Raw genomic sequence first — 484 nt, 5'->3', positions numbered from 1 at the left:
GTGTACCAGACCACGGCCTGCCCGGCGGTGAGGCCGATCAGCGCCAGGATCACGATCTTCAGGTTCTTCCACTCGCCGAACGACTCGCGCAGCGGTGCCTTCGAGGTCTTGCCTTCGGCCTTCATGCGCTGGAAGGCGGGAGATTCGGACAGCGACAGGCGGATCCACAGCGACACGCCCAGCAGCAGGATGGAGACGAGGAACGGAATGCGCCAGCCCCAGTCACCGAAGGCTTCCTCGCCCATCACGGTGCGGGTGCCCAGGATGACCAGCAGCGACAGGAACAGGCCCATCGTGGCGGTGGTCTGGATCCACGAGGTGTAGGCGCCGCGCTTGCCCTGCGGCGCATGCTCGGCCACGTAGGTCGCGGCACCGCCGTACTCGCCGCCCAGGGCCAGGCCCTGCAGCATGCGCAGCACGATCAGGATCACCGGAGCCGCCACGCCGATGCTGGCGTAGGTCGGCAGCACGCCCACGATGAAGG

At 67.8% G+C, this 484-nt stretch carries 1 protein-coding gene; it reads right to left on the bottom strand.

Features of this window, described 5'->3' with window-relative positions; all coding sequences use genetic code 11:
* Positions 1–484, bottom strand: a 484-nt coding sequence (locus GVL52_RS28655; protein ID WP_160012710.1) for an MFS transporter, incomplete at both ends; no start/stop codon positions are given.

It is taken from the genome of Rhizobium sp. 18055, from assembly GCF_902706285.1.
Taxonomy (GTDB): Bacteria; Pseudomonadota; Alphaproteobacteria; order Rhizobiales; family Rhizobiaceae; genus Rhizobium.
This window is presented reverse-complemented; position numbering and strand designations above follow the sequence as displayed.